The organism is Pseudomonas sp. B10, from assembly GCF_900156235.1.
GTDB classification, from domain to species: domain Bacteria; phylum Pseudomonadota; class Gammaproteobacteria; order Pseudomonadales; family Pseudomonadaceae; genus Aquipseudomonas; species Aquipseudomonas siliginis.
In genome coordinates, this window is record NZ_LT707063.1 from 3,851,295 (window position 1) to 3,864,489 (window position 13,195).

The 13,195-nt window shown below is 58.2% G+C and carries 16 protein-coding genes and 1 tRNA gene; 4 read left to right on the forward strand and 13 right to left on the reverse strand.

Features of this window, described 5'->3' with window-relative positions:
* The first annotated feature begins 117 nt into the window (after positions 1-117).
* Positions 118-525, forward strand: a complete 408-nt coding sequence (locus BXA01_RS17495) for an MbcA/ParS/Xre antitoxin family protein (protein WP_076565104.1) — start codon at positions 118-120, stop codon at positions 523-525.
* A gap of 14 nt (positions 526-539) precedes the next feature.
* Positions 540-1,205 (forward strand): RES family NAD+ phosphorylase, encoded by a 666-nt coding sequence (locus BXA01_RS17500; RefSeq protein ID WP_083957581.1) that lies wholly within the window; start codon positions 540-542, stop codon positions 1,203-1,205.
* A 42-nt stretch (positions 1,206-1,247) separates the two neighbouring features.
* On the opposite strand, the gene BXA01_RS17505 is transcribed toward BXA01_RS17500, so the two are convergent.
* Positions 1,248-1,529 carry a DUF3077 domain-containing protein gene (locus BXA01_RS17505; protein WP_076565108.1) on the reverse strand — a complete coding sequence of 94 codons (282 nt, stop codon included), beginning with the start codon at positions 1,527-1,529 and terminating at the stop codon, positions 1,248-1,250.
* Between the two features lie 581 nt (positions 1,530-2,110).
* On the opposite strand from BXA01_RS17505, the gene BXA01_RS17510 reads away from it, so the two are divergent.
* Positions 2,111-2,380 carry a helix-turn-helix domain-containing protein gene (locus BXA01_RS17510; protein ID WP_076565109.1) on the forward strand — a complete coding sequence of 90 codons (270 nt, stop codon included), beginning with the start codon at positions 2,111-2,113 and terminating at the stop codon, positions 2,378-2,380.
* 78 nt (positions 2,381-2,458) lie between these two features.
* Here the strand turns inward: BXA01_RS17510 and BXA01_RS17515 are convergent.
* The 6 genes from BXA01_RS17515 to BXA01_RS17545 all read right to left on the reverse strand — a co-directional run bounded on the left by BXA01_RS17515 (position 2,459) and on the right by BXA01_RS17545 (position 7,175).
* Positions 2,459-2,534, reverse strand: a tRNA-Thr gene (locus BXA01_RS17515).
* A 426-nt stretch (positions 2,535-2,960) separates the two neighbouring features.
* Complete coding sequence (locus BXA01_RS17525; protein WP_076565112.1) at positions 2,961-4,196, reverse strand: methyltransferase; 1,236 nt, start codon at positions 4,194-4,196, stop codon at positions 2,961-2,963.
* Positions 4,177-4,866 carry an ABC transporter permease gene (locus tag BXA01_RS17530; RefSeq protein WP_016772145.1) on the reverse strand — a complete coding sequence of 230 codons (690 nt, stop codon included), beginning with the start codon at positions 4,864-4,866 and terminating at the stop codon, positions 4,177-4,179. Before BXA01_RS17530 ends, BXA01_RS17525 begins: the two co-directional genes overlap by 20 nt.
* Positions 4,863-5,558 (reverse strand): ABC transporter permease, encoded by a 696-nt coding sequence (locus BXA01_RS17535; RefSeq protein ID WP_024011207.1) that lies wholly within the window; start codon positions 5,556-5,558, stop codon positions 4,863-4,865. The genes BXA01_RS17530 and BXA01_RS17535 overlap by 4 nt, the downstream gene beginning before the upstream one ends.
* A 77-nt stretch (positions 5,559-5,635) precedes the next feature.
* A complete protein-coding gene (locus BXA01_RS17540) occupies positions 5,636-6,388 on the reverse strand; it encodes an ABC transporter substrate-binding protein (RefSeq protein ID WP_056787192.1) in 753 nt (250 codons plus the stop codon).
* Between the two features lie 13 nt (positions 6,389-6,401).
* Positions 6,402-7,175 carry an ABC transporter ATP-binding protein gene (locus tag BXA01_RS17545; protein WP_024011209.1) on the reverse strand — a complete coding sequence of 258 codons (774 nt, stop codon included), beginning with the start codon at positions 7,173-7,175 and terminating at the stop codon, positions 6,402-6,404.
* 543 nt (positions 7,176-7,718) lie between these two features.
* Here BXA01_RS17545 and gabP point away from each other — a divergent pair.
* Positions 7,719-9,110 (forward strand): GABA permease, encoded by a 1,392-nt coding sequence (gene gabP / locus BXA01_RS17550; RefSeq protein WP_076565114.1) that lies wholly within the window; start codon positions 7,719-7,721, stop codon positions 9,108-9,110.
* Between the two features lie 78 nt (positions 9,111-9,188).
* Here gabP and vapC read toward each other — a convergent pair whose 3' ends face one another.
* The 6 genes from vapC to BXA01_RS17580 all read right to left on the reverse strand — a co-directional run bounded on the left by vapC (position 9,189) and on the right by BXA01_RS17580 (position 12,985).
* Positions 9,189-9,587, reverse strand: coding sequence for a type II toxin-antitoxin system tRNA(fMet)-specific endonuclease VapC (gene vapC / locus BXA01_RS17555; RefSeq protein ID WP_076565116.1), 399 nt, complete (start codon positions 9,585-9,587; stop codon positions 9,189-9,191).
* Positions 9,587-9,817, reverse strand: coding sequence for a type II toxin-antitoxin system VapB family antitoxin (vapB, locus tag BXA01_RS17560; protein WP_076565118.1), 231 nt, complete (start codon positions 9,815-9,817; stop codon positions 9,587-9,589). Before vapB ends, vapC begins: the two co-directional genes overlap by 1 nt.
* Positions 9,818-9,982: 165 nt before the next feature.
* Complete coding sequence (locus BXA01_RS17565; protein WP_041477513.1) at positions 9,983-10,435, reverse strand: hypothetical protein; 453 nt, start codon at positions 10,433-10,435, stop codon at positions 9,983-9,985.
* Positions 10,436-10,441: 6 nt separating this feature from the next.
* A complete protein-coding gene (locus BXA01_RS17570; RefSeq protein ID WP_016772137.1) occupies positions 10,442-10,855 on the reverse strand; it encodes a hypothetical protein in 414 nt (137 codons plus the stop codon).
* A gap of 29 nt (positions 10,856-10,884) precedes the next feature.
* A complete protein-coding gene (locus BXA01_RS17575) occupies positions 10,885-11,859 on the reverse strand; it encodes an alpha/beta hydrolase family protein (protein WP_083957556.1) in 975 nt (324 codons plus the stop codon).
* 67 nt (positions 11,860-11,926) lie between these two features.
* A complete protein-coding gene (locus BXA01_RS17580; RefSeq protein ID WP_076565119.1) occupies positions 11,927-12,985 on the reverse strand; it encodes a PDDEXK nuclease domain-containing protein in 1,059 nt (352 codons plus the stop codon).
* Between the last annotated feature and the right edge of the window lie 210 nt (positions 12,986-13,195).

Consider the following 13,195-nt stretch of genomic DNA (forward strand, 5'->3'; position numbering starts at 1 on the left):
ACTTAACTCCGGCTTCTGTGCGTTTGATTGTTGCGATCGTTCATTTGTGTATCAAAACGCTAAAAAATTACAGTTATGTACTAGTCTTCAGCTAAGACAAAAAATCAGGAGGCGTCTATGCCTACCTCATCCCCAGCTCTCACCCCACGCGAACAACTCGACGCCCCCGAAGCCGGCCGGGTTGCGCTGAAGTTCTTTTTCTATCTCATGGAGCACTGGGGCTGCAACGCCGAGCAACAACGCACCCTGCTCGGAGGAGTCGGCAACACCACGTTCTATAAATACAAACACCTGCCAAGCATACGCCTGCCCCATGACACCCTCGAGCGCATCTCTTACCTGATGGGTATTCACAAGGCGTTGAGCATCATCTTCAGCAATAGTCGCGAGCGCGCCTACAAGTGGGTCAGCAGCCCGAACAACGCGGCACCGTTCAATGGCAAAACCGCGCTGGATTACATGCTGGCGGGCCGGGTGGTCGATATCGCCGATGTACGCCGCTACCTCGACGGAGTGCGCGGTTGAAAGCGCCGGCGCTGGTGGTGGATGTGCCATGGCCGCGGGCGTATCGCATCGTCAACAGCAGCTTCCCGCCGATTGCGTTGTTCGAAGACGTCCTCGACCCCGAGGACCTCGAAGTTGCCTACGCCATCGAAGCGCTGACCAATGATCGGCTGGTCGAACAGGCCGGCGTCCTTGCCCGCGTACGTCCCGAAGATCGCCTGTCCGGCCCCGGTTCCAGCCCGGTGATGGCCGCGTTCACTCACGTCGGCAAACGCAGCCGTTTCAGTGACGGCACCTTCGGCGTCTATTACGCCGCCAGCAGCCAGAGTGCGGCCATCGCTGAAACCTGTTTTCATCAGGAACGCTTTCTGGCGGCGACCCAGGAAGCCGATCTCGAATTGACCATGCGTACTTACATCAATCAGGTGATCAGGCCGCTGCATGATATTCGCCATGGCTTTGATCATCTGCATCAGCCTGATCCTGAAGCCTATGGCCCATCACAACTGTTCGCGCGGCAACTGCGCGACGCCGAGTCGTGGGGCTTGCTTTATAACAGCGTGCGGTTGCCTGGGCATGAATGCGTTGCAGCGTTTCGGCCGCCGGCGGTATCGATTCCGAAGCAGGGCAAGCACTTGCGCTATGTCTGGAGTGCGAACGAGCAGAGGATTTCGTATGTGCTCGAGATCAGTCAGGTATGAAACGCAAAAAGCCCTCGCATCAACGAGGGCTTCATATGTGATTTACATCAACGGCTTGTCTGGCGGCGCATCCATTACTTTAACCACATCATCGATCAGCGCCTTGCTTAACTCTTGCAGATATTGGGAGGCGTAGGCGTGAAGGTCAGGGTCGCGAGAGACTGTGGAGTCAGCGGTCAGTAGCTTGGAGATGTGAAGCAGGTGTGAGGCGTGTGCGAGGGCGGCGATCACGGGCACACCGCGGTTGGTGCGGAACATCGCTTGGTTGGATTGGAAGGAGAAGTGGGTGAGGCCTGGGGTTTTCAAATCGAGGGTGTCGGTCATTTCGCTTCACCTGCCGTACGTAGGGATGTGGAGTGATGTGACCGATGTCGCAGCGTTGCGGATTACGGACGGATCAATGGCATTCATTTGTGAACTCCCTGTATCAAATGAGAGCCGCCATTTTCGTTCTCAGGCGAAAGGGTGGCAGCTATGCGCAGGCTGAGAAACCGGAGATACAGGAACCCGGCAGACCGGAAGGTCTCCCACGCACAGCCGCCATTACACGTGAATGCAGACACAAAAAAGCGCCGGCAATCGTGGGTTGGGGCGCTGGTGCGCCTGTATCTTACGCGGGTTCTCAGGCCCGGTCGCTGAATTGGCAGCGACGAGCTGAACGGTAGCTTTGCGAGGGGCGAATGAGCAACGGTGGCTAGTGGTGGCTTCTCGTTACAACAGATTTCGCAACGCTTAACGCCATGCTTTTCGTCGATCTTACCCACGAGCGTTTATGGTTTGTTTATACGGCGGCGCCGTATGGTGCGCCTTTTAAAGGCTCGATTTGGTTGCTCATGCTTACACCAAGGCAAAGCGCCGCAACTTGCCCGTATCCTTCCTTAAGCAACTGAAGAAGGAAATCAGCGATGGTCGATGAACTGGAGCAATTCCGGCAGGACTTGCTGGAATCTGTGAGTCAGATGAAGGCCGGAAAGGCCGCGCGCTTAAGACAGGTGCCGCTCTCTATGGCTGCGGAAGCACGTGCCAAAGTGGGCGCTTCTCAAAGTGCGTTTGCCAAACTGCGGACTTTGCAGGATTGGGAGCAGGGTCGGCGGCAGCCGACGGGTGCGGCGCAAACTCTCTTGCGGGTTGCAAGTCAGCATCCGGAGGCGTTGCGGAATTTGTATCCTGCCTGAATCCGGTTAAAGCCCTTGGCTTTCGTCTGTTGCAGAAACAACAAAGCCCCTGCATTTCTGCAGGGGCTCTGTTTTGTATGGTGCCGGCACCAGGAGTCGAACCCGGGACCTACTGATTACAAGTCAGTTGCTCTACCAACTGAGCTATACCGGCGTGTGGGCGACGATTATAGCGATTGGGTAGATCCTGTAAACCCCTGAATTCAGACTATTTTTGCATTCCGGAAAAATAGGCCCTGACCAAATCGATATGCGGCTTTTGTACCTCAAGCGCAGTAAGGCATTTATGCAGGGCGTACGGTTGAGTCTGGGCTTTCGGGGCCTTGCAGTTATTCACTCGGCTAGCCCAATATTCGTCGGTTATGTCGTTTTGATTGGCAGCTTATGCACAACTGAGGGGCGCGAGGACTGCTTGGGCGAGGTTTTGTGAACCCATTCTCATCTTGTTCGCAAATCCCTGTTTTACCGGTTTTTATTCATATGAACAAAAAATGACCAGTGTTGTTAAGTCCACGAAACAGGCGCAGATATTGGATCCACGGAAAATCCATCAACAGAGTTATCCACAGGCTGTAACGTTTTAAGCGCGTTCGGCGAGCAGTAGTAAGTTACGCGGCGTGAGGCAGGCGCCGCAAAAGGTGCCGAGGCGTACGACGTATCCCTGTTCTGCGAGGAAAAGCGCCCGATCCAGATTTAGCCAAAGCTCCAGCGGTCGTCGGAACAAACCGCGAAGTAATTCCAGGTTGCGCACTTCGGCCAACCGCTGCCAACCGGCGGCTTCAAGTGTCGACCAATCTGGCGAGCCGACTGTGGATAACTCCTTCAGTGCTGCCAGATCAAGACAATAGTCCGCAAACGGTTTATCCAACCAAGCGCTGGGTAATGATGGGGTTGGCAGGTATTCGTCGACGCCGCGCAGTTGCCGTTGCAGCAAGTCGAAAGCCAAGCGACGAGCCATGGAGGTGTCGCGCTGACGTCGGCCCCGTGCACCGGCGGTTACCGTTTCGCTCATTGGCAACGCCAGATCTTCCAGCGAGAGCTGTAGGAGTGATGTCGATCCTGCGCAGGACAAGGCCTGGTATTCGTTACGACTGATGCGGTTGTAACAGCACGGTGCGATCGCCATTTGTTGGCAGCCGGCAGCACTGGCCAAATGCATCAAGCGCACGTGCAGATCACCGCAGGCGTGGAGGGCGACGGGGGTGTGGGCGGCGTTCAATACGGCTGGGGCATCCATCGCGAGTACATCCTGTTCGACATGCAGGGCGTGCAAGTGATGACGCTGACTCAGTGCCTGACCGCTGGCGACCAAGAAAGGATCGTATTCAACGCAAGTCAATTGTTGCCCGTCACCCAACAGGCGCCGTCCCAGATGCCCTTTGCCGGAGCACCAGTCCAGCCAATGCGTCGGCTGCGAGGCAAAAGACAAACGACTGGCAAACGCTTCAATTTGCTGCCACTTGCGCCCGGGCACATCGACATTCAAGCGATGTCCGGCAGCTTCAAGCGCACGTCCCGGCAATTCACCGACCGCACTCAACTCTGCCGACAACTTCGCCAATGAAGCGAACGGCTCTGGCGCATCGACAAGATCAGCAGGATGGTTATGCGCGCGTTCTGCATCTTCCAGCGACCGCCCGCGTAGCCACGCAGACAACTCGGGATAAGACGCTTCCCAGGAAAGCGAAAGATGGGTGAACGGTCGAGGTTTCCACAGCGCCTGATGCTTAATCAAAAAAGCATCCAGCGCCGCGAAACGGGCGAGTAGAGCCTCGCCCGTCAGCACGTGGGAAGTATCAGCGGCCTTGGCAGGCATCGACGCGCAGCCAGCGTTCCAGCAGCTTGAAGCCGCGAACCAGCACGTATGCCATGACCAGATAGAACACACCGGCGGCGAAGAAGATCTCCACCGGCAGATAAGTGCGGGCGATGATCGTGCGGGCCATGCCGGTGAGTTCCAGCAGGGTCACGGTGCTGGCTAGGGCGCTGGCCTTGAGCATCAGGATCACTTCGTTGCTGTAGGCTGGCAGGCCGATGCGCGCGGCACGGGGCAGGATAATGTAGAACATCGCTTTGGGCCTGGACATGCCCAAGGCTCGCGCGGCTTCGATTTCACCGGGTGGAATTGCCTGAATGGCACCGCGCAGAATCTCGGCGATGTACGCCGCCGTGTGCAACGTCATGGTCACGGTCGCGCACCAGAACGGATCGCGCAGGTAGGGCCACAACGCGCTTTCACGCACCGCGTCGAACTGCGCCAGGCCGTAATAGACCAGGAACAGCTGCACCAGCAGCGGCGTGCCGCGGAAAAAGAAGATGTAGGCGTAAGGCAGCGAGCGCACGTACCAGCGCTTCGAAGAGCGCGCGATGCCCAGCGGAATGGCGAGCAGCAGGCCGGCAATGACCGCGATGGCGACCAGTTCCAGCGTCAGGGTCGCGCCCTGTGCCAGTTTTGGCAGCCACTTGATGATGACTTCCCAGTTCATTGCGCGCTCCTCGCAAAGCCGCGAGCGGCGCGTTTTTCCAGCAGGTGCATGCCGGTCATCGCCAGCACCGTCAGGCCGAGGTACATGATCGCGGCGACCATATAGAAGGTGAACGGTTGTTTCGACACGGTCACACCGATCTGCGCGTGACGCATGATTTCTTCCAGACCGATGACCGATACCAGCGCGGTGTCCTTCATCAGGATCATGAACAGATTGCCCAGGCCGGGCAGGGCGATGCGCCACATCTGCGGCATGATCAACCGTGTGAAGATCCGCCACTTCGACAGGCCCAGGGCCTGGCCGGCCTCACGGTGACCTTTGGGAATGGCCAGCAGGGCGCCACGAAACACTTCCGTGGCGTAGGCGCCGAAGCACAGGCCCAGTGCGATGACACCGGCGGCAAAGGCGTTGAGTTGCAGGTCGGGGTTGCCGAAGTACTCACCGAGGGTGCGCATCAGGTTGACCGTACCGAAGTAGATCAACAGCACCCAGAGCAATTCCGGGACGCCGCGTACCAGCGTCGAATAAGTGCCGCCAAGCCATTGCAGCGGCTTGTACGGGGAAGTCTTGGCCAAGGCGCCGAGCAGGCCGAGCACCAGACCCAGGCACAGGGCGGTGAGGGCCAGTTGGACGGTCATCAGCGCACCAGCGGCGAGCGCCGGGCCGAATCCGTAGAGGTCGATAATCATGGGTTTCTGTTCAAACTGCGGCAGGCAAAGTCGGGAGCCGGCGCCGCTTGATCACGGCGCCGGTCCCACAGGTCAGATCAATAGATGCTGAACGGGAAGTACTTGTCGTTGATTTTCTTGTAGGTACCGTCAGCGACGATTTCCTTCAGAGCGGCGTTCAGCTTGTTGCGCAGTTCGTTGTCACCCTTGCGCACGGCGATACCGATCTTGTCGCTTTCCACTACCGGGTCGCCCTTGAACTCGTAGTTCTTGCCGGCGTCGGTTTTCAGCCAGTCATAGTTGGCGTACTTGTCGGCGAGGATCGCGTCGACACGACCGGAGGTCAGGTCGAGGTAGGCGTTTTCCTGGGTGTCGTAGAGGCTGACCTTGATGTCGTCACCGTAGGTGTCTTCCAGCCAAGTGCCGGCCAGCGTTGCGCGCTGGGTGCCGATGGTCTTGCCCTTGAGCGAGTCCTTGTCGGTTTTGAAGTCGACGTTTTTCGGCGCGATGAACTGCAATTTGTTCGAGTAGTACGGGTCGGTGAAGTCCACCGCGGCTTTGCGCTCTTCGGTGATCGACAGCGAGGAGATCAGGAAGTCGAACTTCTCGGCGTTCAGCGCCGGAATGATGCCGTCCCAGTCAGAGGTGACGACGGAGCATTCGGCTTTCATCTTCGCGCACAGGGCGTCGCCGATTTCCTTGTCGAAGCCGACCACCTGGCCGCTGGCGTCTTTATTGTTGAACGGCGGGTAGGCCGCTTCGATGCCCATCTTCAGGGTTTCAGCCATGGCACCGGCGCTGAACGCGAGGGTGACGGCGGCGGCCAGGAAGACCTTTTTGAAATTCTGCATGCATGTTGCTCCGTTAGCGGTTGCTGGACATGAATTGTTTGCAGCGCGCCGAAAGCGGGTTGTCGAACACCTGCTGTGGCGATCCTTGCTCTTCTATAAGGCCCTGATGAAGGAACACCACTTCGCTGGAGACCTGGCGGGCGAAGCCCATTTCGTGGGTCACGAGCAGCATGGTGCGGCCTTCTTCGGCCAATGCGCGGATGACACTAAGTACTTCCTGAACCATTTCCGGGTCAAGCGCGGAGGTCGGTTCGTCGAACAGGATCACCTTCGGCTGCATTGCCAGCGTGCGGGCGATGGCTGCGCGTTGTTGCTGACCACCGGACAATTGCGCCGGGTAGGCGTGGCGCTTGTCGGCGATGCCGACCTTGGCCAGCAACGCTTCGGCGACTTCGATGGCCTCGGCCTTGCTCTGGCCGAGCACGCGGCGCGGGGCCTCGATGACGTTGTCGAGCACGCTCATGTGCGGCCACAGATTAAAGTTTTGAAATACAAAACCAATCTCCGAGCGCAGGCGATTGATCTGCTTGCCGTCGGCGGCGACCAGTTCGCCGTTCTTCGCGGCTTTGAGCTTGAGTTCTTCACCGGCCACCAGGATCTGGCCCTGGTGCGGGTTTTCCAGCAGGTTGATGCAACGCAGGAACGTGGACTTGCCGGAACCGGAAGAGCCGAGGATCGAGATCACGTCGCCGTCGCGGGCGGTCAGCGAGATGCCTTTGAGCACCTCCAGCTGTCCGTAGCGTTTGTGCAAGTTGCGGATTTCCAGCGCGGGCGTGGCCTCAGCCATGTGCGTTCCTCATATATGTTGCGCTCCTGCTGTTGGCGGGCCTTCCTGGCGAGGCGGCCAAGCTAGCATAGCGTTTCAATGGCAGCCAACAGCGCTACGAGCGGTAAACGGGTGGCATGTGGCGGGTTGTCGCATCGGCGCAGCAGACTGTCGCCCCATCAACAACCGAACGGGTGTTTGATCGTGCAAACCCGTGGGTGCCGCGTAAAAAAAGGCGCGATGTTGCCAGCTTTGGCGGGGTGTTGGAAGCGCTATCCGGCCGAACGTTCCTTATTCGCCCTTTTTCTATGCGCTGCACACTTTTTCTGTGTGTTTCTGGTGCGCGGATTCGTCTTGAAAGTGAGTCGCCGGGTAACGTTCTGGCGAATAGCCATTAAACTCAATGACTTGCATCGGATGCCGGAGCCCCCGGCCCTCAAGGACTTGAAACATTTTGGCGCAAATATTGCGTGCAGAATAAGGAACAGGCCGTTGGATTCTTTTTACGAGAAAGAATTTTCAGACGCGCCGGACGCACTCGCTTTCCTTGCAAAGGTAGTCTCTATGAGCAGTACCCCAAGCTCCACTGGCCTCGAACAGGGGCTCAAACCGCGTCATGTGACCATGTTGTCGATCGCCGGTGTGATCGGCGCCGGCCTGTTCGTCGGATCCGGCCACGCCATCGCTGCCGCCGGCCCGGCCGTGCTGCTGGCTTACGCCGCCGCCGGTACGTTGGTGGTGTTGGTGATGCGCATGCTCGGCGAAATGGCCGTGGCTTCGCCGGACACCGGTTCGTTCTCGACTTACGCTGACCGCGCGATCGGTCACTGGTCCGGTTTCACCATCGGCTGGTTGTACTGGTGGTTCTGGGTGCTGGTGATTCCGCTGGAAGCCAACGCCGCCGCGACCATCCTGCATGCGTGGTTCCCGGGTGTCGACATTTGGGCTTTCGCGCTGGTGATCACCATGCTGCTGACCGTGACCAACCTCTTCAGCGTGAAGAATTACGGTGAGTTCGAGTTCTGGTTCGCCCTGATCAAGGTGCTTGCGATCATCGGCTTCATCGGCCTCGGCCTTGCAGCGATTTTCGGCTTCCTGCCGACCAGCCAGGTCAGTGGCGTTTCGCACCTGTTCGACAGCGGCGGCTTTCTGCCCAATGGCATGGGTGCTGTGCTGGGCGCGATCCTGACCACCATGTTCTCGTTCATGGGCACCGAAATCGTCACCATCGCGGCGGCGGAATCGAAGGACCCTGGCAAGCAGATTTCCAAAGCGACCAACTCGGTGATCTGGCGGATCGGCCTGTTCTATCTGGTGTCGATTTTCATCGTGGTTGCGCTGGTGCCGTGGAACGATCCTACCCTGGCCAACCTCGGCTCCTATCAGACCGTACTTGAGCGCATGGGCATTCCCAACGCCAAGATGATCGTCGACATCGTCGTACTGGTCGCGGTGACCAGTTGCCTGAACTCGGCGCTGTACACCTCGTCGCGCATGCTGTTCTCCCTCGGCAAGCGCGGCGATGCCCCGGCCATGTCGACCCGCACCAACAAGAGCGGTACGCCTTACTGGGCGGTGATGTTGTCGACCGGCGCAGCGTTCCTCTGCACCTTCGCCAACTATGTGGCTCCGGCCGCGGTGTTCGAATTCCTCCTGGCCAGCTCCGGCGCCATCGCCCTGCTGGTGTATCTGGTGATCGCCTTCTCGCAACTGCGCATGCGCAAGCAGCGCATGGCGCGCGGCGAGAAAATCGTCTTCAGCATGTGGCTGTTCCCGGGTCTGACCTGGGCGGTGATCATCTTCATTGTCGCCGCGCTGACCATCATGCTGTTCCAGGAAGCCCACCGCGTGGAAATCCTTGCCACGGGCCTGCTGAGTCTGATGGTGGTGGCTGCCGGTCTGCTGGTGTCGCGCCGGCGCAAGCTGGAGAAACGTGGTGCGGTGGTGTTGAACTGAGTCGTAACGCGTGATGTAAAAACGGCCGCTGTCAGGGATGACTAGCGGCCGTTTTTGTTTCTGAGCTTTCCAGTCAGGTTAAACCCAGTCCTCGATTCGCAAACCGGAAACGTGTTGAAACTCCCCTACGTTGTTCGTCACTACAATAAGTCCAAGTGAGCGTGCGTGGCCAGCGATCATTTGGTCGTATGGCCCGATCGGCGTTCCAGCCTTCGCGAGTTCAGATCGAACCATCCCGGCCTGTGCGGCTGCGTCGTTATCGAAAGGCAAGACATCCAGTCGCGCGACAAATCCTTCAACAATTGCCAGATTTTTCTCCGGGGCCGCCGACTTTTCAGCACCGTAAATAAGCTCCATAAGGGTGATAGCGCTGATGCACAACTGCCCGGAATGTCGATTGAAGGCTTCCCGGACAATTTGTGGTTTGTTCTTGATGGTGAAGATGCAGATATTTGTATCCAGCATGTACTTGATCATCAGAACGACTCGCGCTCCTGTTCAGTGGGTTGCTCACGGTTAGCCATGAAATCAGGGCTGACGCTGTCGCCATCAAACCAGCTATCCCAGCTTTCTCCAGCAGGCGTAATGACGCGTGTTCTGCCAATCGCGATGACTTCCACTCGTTTAACGTCGGCGGGCATCGCAACTGCCTTTGGCAGTCGGACTGCCTGACTTCTGTTGCTCATGAAAATTGTGGTCTGCTCCATATTCGAGCTCCCGGGTCTGTTCCTGTGATTAGCTCAGGATAGATCGTGCTGGGGATATGTCAATGGGATATACATCGTCACCGGACAAAGAGTAGCTAGGCCATCCAAACAAAAACGGCCGCTGTCAGGGATGACTAGCGGCCGTTTTTTGTTTCTGAGAAGGGCTTATTCGCTCTTGTCTTCCTGGGTCTCTACCGACTTGCCATAAGCATCCAGCGCCACCCCGAAATCCGTAATGAACTGTGGCTCGCTCAGCCAGGCCTGGGCTTGTTCGATGGTCATGCCGTCGGCCCACATGCGGTAGTCGATGAGCATGTCGGCGGCCAGGTGGGTGGCGGCCATGCCTTCGTTGTCGGCGTTTTCCATGTCGAGCAGTTCAGGATGGTCGACGATGATGAAGGCCAGTTCGCGCAGCAGGGTCAGCAGCATTTCGTTGCGGCTGACGGCTTCGGCATCGCGCATTTTGCTGAACATCGCCAGGGTGTATTCCGGGATCGGCTCGGCGAGGTGGCCGAGATCTTCGTCCTGATCCAGCGGTTTGCGCCCGACCATACGGATCTGCTTGGCTTTGGCCTTGGCGCGTTTGGCGCGTTTCTGTTGCTTGTTCAGGGATGCCATGGGAGCTCAGTTCTTCTGTTGGGTTTGTGCAGCGATCGCGTCGGATGCCGCTACATAGTCAGCCTGGAATGCCGGAGATTCGATCCACGCCAGCGCGCCGGCCTCGTCGGTTTCCTGCGACCACTGGCGATACTCGATCAGCGCGGCGAGGATGAAATCCATCGCGCCTTCTTCACCTTCCTGCTCATAGACCAGTTCCAGCAGCGGATCTTCAAGGAACGCGGTGCACATGGCCTGTTGGCTGATCTTCTCGGCGTCGATCATTTTCTTGAACAGCTCGGTCAGGTCCACCGATTCGAAATCGATGCGGTCGTCGTTCGGGTCGAGCTCGACCGGCGCTTCGGCGCGCTTGGTGCGGTTCTGCTTGGCCTTGGCTTTGGCCCGGGTGGCGCGTTTTTGCTGCTTGTTGGCGGAGGCCATGATGTGTTCCGTCGTGCGTTGAGAGGGGCTCAGCTGCGTGGCACTTGTCGGCCGGGTGTATCGGCGGCCAGTGCGCCGGTCTGCAGCCAGGTCAGAGCAATGGGCCATAGTGTGGCTTGGTATGCGCTGCGAAAAAAGCCGAAATGTCCGACTTGTCGTTCGCCAATGTCCTGCGGCGCAATGCGCAGATGGGTTTTTGCCGCGTTGCTGAAGTAGCCGAGCAGGCGTTCGATCGCCGGGATCGTTCCGTAAGGATCATCGCTGAGGCTGATGGCGAGGGTCTGCGCGCGGACGCCATCGAAGGGCAGGGCGCCCGCCTTTTTCATCAGCACCCGACCGCTTGGACGATCCTCGTACCGTGCAGTGGGTGTGCTCCAGTCGCAGACTACGCCGGTTGGCGTGTCCTCCAGCCAGCCGATCCGCTTGCCTGGAAAATAGCCGCAGAGCAGCGTCATCAAAGGCATGATCACATGCCACTTGCCGAACATCCGCCAGCGCTGTTCGGAAGCATAATCGCGCCAATAAGCGAACTGCGCACTGACGGTTACCAACCGTCGGATCACCTTGCCCGACTCCGCCAAGCCCGCCGCGCAACCGCCGAAACTATGGGCGACCACATCGATTGGCTGACCGGGAAACTCCCGCTGCGCGCGTTTGAGCATCACTTCGAAATCCAGAGCGCCCCAGTCAGTCCACGAAGCGCGCAGCCCTTTGATCGATTCGCTGCGTGATTCGCCAATGCCCCGGTAATCGTAGGTCATCACATCGCAGCCATGGCTGAACAGGTAGGCCGCGAACCGTGAATAGTGCCAACAGCGCACCGAGGTGGCGGCGTTGATGATGACCACCGGGCGCTGAGGATCGGGCGAACTGTGGCGCCAGGTGAAGCCGCCGAGTGCGTAGCCGTCGACTGCGGTTTCCTTGAAGGGCGTAGCTTTAGTTACAGTCAAAGCTGCTTGGCTCAACTCTGGGTCGCCCACATCGGATGTCTGCTGACAGCTCATGGTGCTTGACCTCGGCGGTTAGGTGCCAACCATAGTCGCCGCGCTGATCAAGAACAATCCGGCCGGTTCATTCACTGGATTGAATGAGCATGCGTTCTTCGATCAACGCCTGTTCGCGGTTGAGTTCAGCACGTAACTCTTCTTCGCTCGGCAGTATCGTCTTGTAGCTGCTGGCGAACAGTTGCTCATTGCCTTTGAGCATGGAATAACGCGCCACCGAGTCATTGCTTTCCGCGCTGAGAATGATACCGACGGTTGGCTTGTCACCTTCGCTGCGCTTGAGCTCGTCGTACATGCGCACATACATGTCCATCTGCCCGACATCGCGGGCGCTGAGCTTGCCGCGTTTCAGGTCGATGATCACGAAGCACTTGAGCAGGTAGTTGTAGAACACCAGATCGATATAGAGGTCGACGCCGTCAGTGCTGATGCGTTGTTGGCGGGCGACAAAGGAAAAGCCTTTGCCAAGTTCAAGCAGAAAGCTTTGCAAGTGATCGATGAGGGCTTGTTCGAGTCCGCTTTCCCTGACTTTGCCTGCCGAGGGCAGGCCGAGGAATTCGAGCATGACCGGATCGCGAATGAATTCCCGCGGATTGCATTTCATCGCGTCGATGTTGGTCGTGGCTTCCTCGACCACCTCGGCTGTGTCCTGACTCATCAGCAGGCGCTCGTAGTAGAGCGTCAGGATCTGACGATCAAGGGCGCGGCTTGACCAGTTGATGTCGGCGCATTCGTTCATGTACCACAGGCGCGCTTTCTCGTTCTCGACGCGTAGCAGGCGGCGGTAGTGGGTCCAGCTCAATTCGGAACGCACTGCGTTCCAAATTGGAAAAGACTGATAAAAACTACGCATATATCGCAGATTGCGCTCATCAAATCCCTTCCCGAATTGCCCCGTTAGATCCTTCGCCAGCAGCGCGAGCAACTGCTGGCCATAACCCGCACGCTGAGCGCCTTTCTGTTCGAAATCGACGATATGCCGGCCGATTTGCCAACAAGTCTGCACCTGAATCGTATCGACCGCGCGTAGCACTTTTTGCCGCGCCTGGCGAATCAGCTCGCCCAGTTCGCCCAGCAGTGAATCGATTTTATGGCCTTGCGTATCAGCAGGTTTGAGCTGGCTCATCGGGTCTTCCGCATTCTGGAAACAGAGACGCAAGCATGCCGGGGAAGGCGGCGCAGGTATGTCGGGCGAACCTGCGAGTTCGGAAGGAAGGGTGGGACAGGCGTTGCAGGACATTGCCACCGAAAGGCGCGTATCAGGGTAAATGTCCGTAGTCCATTTCGTACTTTTGCCCAGTCAATCGCCGCAGAGTTGGCAGCGCTGCGGTGAGCG

Excerpts from the sequence above, each read along its gene's own strand:
- BXA01_RS17495 (WP_076565104.1), top strand. The coding sequence starts at position 118 with ATGCCTACCTCATCCCCAGCTCTCACCCCACGCGAACAACTCGACGCC.
- BXA01_RS17505 (WP_076565108.1), bottom strand. The coding sequence starts at position 1,529 with ATGACCGACACCCTCGATTTGAAAACCCCAGGCCTCACCCACTTCTCC.
- BXA01_RS17510 (WP_076565109.1), top strand. The coding sequence starts at position 2,111 with ATGGTCGATGAACTGGAGCAATTCCGGCAGGACTTGCTGGAATCTGTG.
- BXA01_RS17525 (WP_076565112.1), bottom strand. The coding sequence starts at position 4,196 with ATGCCTGCCAAGGCCGCTGATACTTCCCACGTGCTGACGGGCGAGGCT.
- BXA01_RS17530 (WP_016772145.1), bottom strand. The coding sequence starts at position 4,866 with ATGAACTGGGAAGTCATCATCAAGTGGCTGCCAAAACTGGCACAGGGC.
- BXA01_RS17535 (WP_024011207.1), bottom strand. The coding sequence starts at position 5,558 with ATGATTATCGACCTCTACGGATTCGGCCCGGCGCTCGCCGCTGGTGCG.
- BXA01_RS17540 (WP_056787192.1), bottom strand. The coding sequence starts at position 6,388 with ATGCAGAATTTCAAAAAGGTCTTCCTGGCCGCCGCCGTCACCCTCGCG.
- BXA01_RS17545 (WP_024011209.1), bottom strand. The coding sequence starts at position 7,175 with ATGGCTGAGGCCACGCCCGCGCTGGAAATCCGCAACTTGCACAAACGC.
- gabP (WP_076565114.1), top strand. The coding sequence starts at position 7,719 with ATGAGCAGTACCCCAAGCTCCACTGGCCTCGAACAGGGGCTCAAACCG.
- vapC (WP_076565116.1), bottom strand. The coding sequence starts at position 9,587 with ATGATCAAGTACATGCTGGATACAAATATCTGCATCTTCACCATCAAG.
- vapB (WP_076565118.1), bottom strand. The coding sequence starts at position 9,817 with ATGGAGCAGACCACAATTTTCATGAGCAACAGAAGTCAGGCAGTCCGA.
- BXA01_RS17565 (WP_041477513.1), bottom strand. The coding sequence starts at position 10,435 with ATGGCATCCCTGAACAAGCAACAGAAACGCGCCAAACGCGCCAAGGCC.
- BXA01_RS17570 (WP_016772137.1), bottom strand. The coding sequence starts at position 10,855 with ATGGCCTCCGCCAACAAGCAGCAAAAACGCGCCACCCGGGCCAAAGCC.
- BXA01_RS17575 (WP_083957556.1), bottom strand. The coding sequence starts at position 11,859 with ATGAGCTGTCAGCAGACATCCGATGTGGGCGACCCAGAGTTGAGCCAA.
- BXA01_RS17580 (WP_076565119.1), bottom strand. The coding sequence starts at position 12,985 with ATGAGCCAGCTCAAACCTGCTGATACGCAAGGCCATAAAATCGATTCA.